Origin of the sequence: Capsulimonas sp., from assembly GCF_039929585.1 — a bacterium.
Taxonomy (GTDB): Bacteria; Armatimonadota; Armatimonadia; order Armatimonadales; family Capsulimonadaceae; genus Capsulimonas.
The window spans coordinates 1-3,266 of record NZ_JBDSQY010000188.1 but is presented as its reverse complement, the minus strand read 5'-3'; the positions used below and the strand labels follow the sequence as shown (position 1 = coordinate 3,266).

General features: G+C 60.2%; 2 protein-coding genes and 1 pseudogene. 1 reads left to right on the top strand and 2 read right to left on the bottom strand.

Annotation, left to right across the window (positions count from 1 at the left end):
• Positions 1–609: pseudogene (locus tag ABIZ35_RS13635) on the bottom strand (hypothetical protein); the annotation flags it as partial.
• 167 nt (positions 610–776) lie between these two features.
• Between ABIZ35_RS13635 and ABIZ35_RS13630 the strand changes: the two are divergent.
• The gene (locus ABIZ35_RS13630; protein WP_348220460.1) at positions 777–1,385 is read left to right on the top strand and encodes a GDSL-type esterase/lipase family protein; all 609 of its coding nucleotides are present in this window, start codon (positions 777–779) and stop codon (positions 1,383–1,385) included.
• Positions 1,386–1,404: 19 nt separating this feature from the next.
• On the opposite strand, the gene ABIZ35_RS13625 is transcribed toward ABIZ35_RS13630, so the two are convergent.
• A complete protein-coding gene (locus tag ABIZ35_RS13625) occupies positions 1,405–3,168 on the bottom strand; it encodes a hypothetical protein (RefSeq protein WP_348220459.1) in 1,764 nt (587 codons plus the stop codon).
• Positions 3,169–3,266: the final 98 nt, after the last annotated feature.

Below are 3,266 nucleotides of genomic sequence, written 5' to 3'. Positions count from 1 at the left end.
GTACCGTTCCTTCAATTCCGCCGGCTGCCCGTAAGCCGCTGCAATACGCATCATCAATACTGCCTGATTGCGCGTCAGTAAGATGGTGTCACCCAAGGCCGTGGCCGGCAGCAGAAGATCGGTAAATGGGATGATCCCAGGGATCGCGGAGATGACGGCGATCTTTGCATTGTCCCACGACGCATCCGCGATGATCTGATTGACGACCGCCGGGCGAAACGCGGGAATATGCCGCGCCAGCGACAACCGCAGTTCCGGACGCGCCGAGACGATCTGCGCCAGCGCCTCCGCCAGCCGCGTCTCATCGGCCGTCAGCGGGTCCGCATATAGTAAAATCGCTCCCTGAGGCGCTTCACGCGCATCCGCGCGCAGCGTCACATAAGGCCAAATATTGGCGGGTCCGGTCGCGCTGTTGCGCGGGATCGGCATCTCCAGCGCCAAACGCGCGGCGAGCAGCGCCGTATGATCCGGCGGTCCGATCAAAGCAATTTGGAACGGCCGCTCTGCTTCCTGCATAATCTCGGACGCCGACAGCGACTTCAGCTGTTTCCAAAATCCGAGCACGCCGGACGCCGCTGCGGGCGCCGCTTTCCATGGCAATTTAGGCATCGTTCACCCTCCTCTTGCAGACTTATACCCGTTTCACACTCACACAAAGCAGACGAACGAAATGGCGGAATTGTTTCCATCGGCAGGAGAAAGCCGCCGCAGCGCGGAATAAAGCGCCCTAATTGCAAGTTTGACGGCGCGCCGCGAACGCGGCGCAAGGGGTGACAATGACACGGGTAGTATTTTACGGATCGTCGACAGTGGAAGGCGCCGGAGCCTCCACGCCGGCGCGGCGGTTTACAACGATCGTTTCCAAGGCGATGGGCTGGGAAGAAGTCAATCTTGGGATTGGCGGCACAACAGTTGTCGGGCGCGACGAAGAAGGACAATTGATCCGCCGCGACAGCGGCCTGGGACGAGTGCCGGACGTCATCGACGCCAACCCGGATCTCGCCCTGATCCTTTACGGCGCCAATGACTTCGGCGGATCGCTGGAGCTTGGCTCCGAACGCGAGCGCATCTGGGGCACATTTTACTGGGACTACGACAGCATGCTGCGCGGGATCCTGGGCGGAGTCGCCCCAGAGAAAGTCGTGCTCAGCACATGCCAGTACCGGGCGGACGCCGACACGCCAAACGAATCCGGATACATTTTACAGGACTACAATGGCGCGATCAAAAAACTGGGAGCACAGTATGGAGTCCGCGTGCTTGATCCCTTCCAAGACTCGACAATTGATTCGCGCAATTTCGACAAACTCTGCGCCGATCCTACCCATCTGAACGACAATGGCTATGAACAATTAGCCGCATTCTTCCTGGAAGCCCTGCGTTAATCCTCAATAAGAACGCGCGTCAGATGTGCTCCAGACGCTGGAGGGCGCGCTGGATGCGCGCCCTCTCGTTTTCCAAATCCGAGAGCCGCGCGCGCAGTTCGTTGGCTTGCTCCTCGTAAATATCGACCTGCGCGCTCACGGCATCCGCCCATTCCGCTTCCGTCTTCTGACGCCGGAACACATTGAAGCAGCTATCGATAATAACTGCGGTAATGTAGATCAGATAGAAGAAGATGGGCCACGCGAACCCGATATAGGAATAGAGCAGGATCTTGTTCAGGTCCGGACCGCTGGCCGGAGCCTGCGACGGCCCGATCAGCTTCTCGACATACGGGACAAAATGGATGTCCACCGTCATGGCGCCCGCGAAGAGCAGCACATTGACCCAGCGCCCAGCGCCCCGAATGTAGCGCGACAGCGTCTTCAAGTTCGCCAGCCGCTCTCGCCGGTCTTCTTCCGCTTCAATGATGGCGCGGTTCTGGTTCTGGTCCAGATCGTGCAGCGCCAGGGACACTTTGCTTTGCTCCGAGGCGCGCGCGGCTTCCACTTGCAGCACCGTGTCGCGCGCGAAGGTCACGGTCTGATCGCCGTACGCCAGCGCCTTTCGTTCGATCTCCAGCGCCACTAGATAATCCACGTCATCCAGTGCGGGCGTGTCCCCAAGGGCCTCTTCCGCGATCCCCTTAGGCAATGCGATCGGAAGCCCAGCTTCGCGCTCCACCTCGCGCACGATCTCCAAAGCCCGCTGCCAGTGCTCCACATTGTCGTCGGCGCGATCCCGCGCTTCGTCGAGCATCCGGGCGGCCATGTCCGCCATGGCCCGGGCGAGACGCGCTGCTGCGGCGCCGCGCAAAAAGTCCACTTCGGCGAACATACTGATAATCGTGGTCGGCCGGTCGTAAATGCACTGCTCCAGCAAGCGCAGGCACTCTTCTGAGAAGCCTCGGCTGGCGGCGTACCGGGCGGCGTCAAAGCGTGTGTCGTGCTCATCGCTGGCGGCCAGGGCCTTTTGGATCGTCTCGTAAGCCTCGGGGTAGCGCCCCTGCAAGTGCTGCACGTAGGCGAGATGCCGCAGGCTTTTGACGTAAAAGGCGTCACCTTTCGATGCGCTGAGCCGCTGTGCTCGGTAGAACGCTTCCTCCGACTCAGGAAGATTGCGCTCGTGCTTCCAGAGCAGCCAGCCGATCTCGAACCACGCCACGTAATCCTGCATGCCCTGCGGCGTCAAGACCAGATCGCGAAGGATACGCAGCGCATCCTGGAAATCCTCTTCGCGGTCCCGGCCCAGCCGCCTCATGCCGCTGACCAGCCAGCGGCTGGATTCGGCGCGGCGCACCTGGGTCTGCGCCTCATACATCCCGCGCATCTTGTCATGGACCTTGACGAGCGCCTTTTGCTGCCGCAGCAGCTGACGCGCGAGACGCTCGAACTCGGTCGCCAGGGTGTCTTGAAGGCTCGCCGAAGGATCACTGGCGATCGGCAAAATCGTATGCTGAGCGAACTCGAGAGGTTGAAAATTGTCAACAGGGAACCGGTCCATCCCATCGACCAGGGAATCAATATCCGTGGCGAGGTTCCCGAGAAACTCTCCCGCCGTTTCACGGCCATTCACCATCACATCGATGTTACGGAGGGTTTGCGACGCCTGAGAGGCTTGGGCGCGGACGATCGTGGCGTAGAATTGCACGAGCTGCCGTGCGTTCTCCGCGACGAGTTCCAGCTGGTACTCGTGCTCGATCGCGCGCAGACGTTCGTAATCATGTCGGAAGGGTTTCGGAATCAACGAGAATAAAGGTCCGGAGCCGCTCATTTTGACATCCCACGGTATTCTACGCAGTCAACATTACGGAGTGGCTTTTCTGATCGCATAGCGAAGAATAG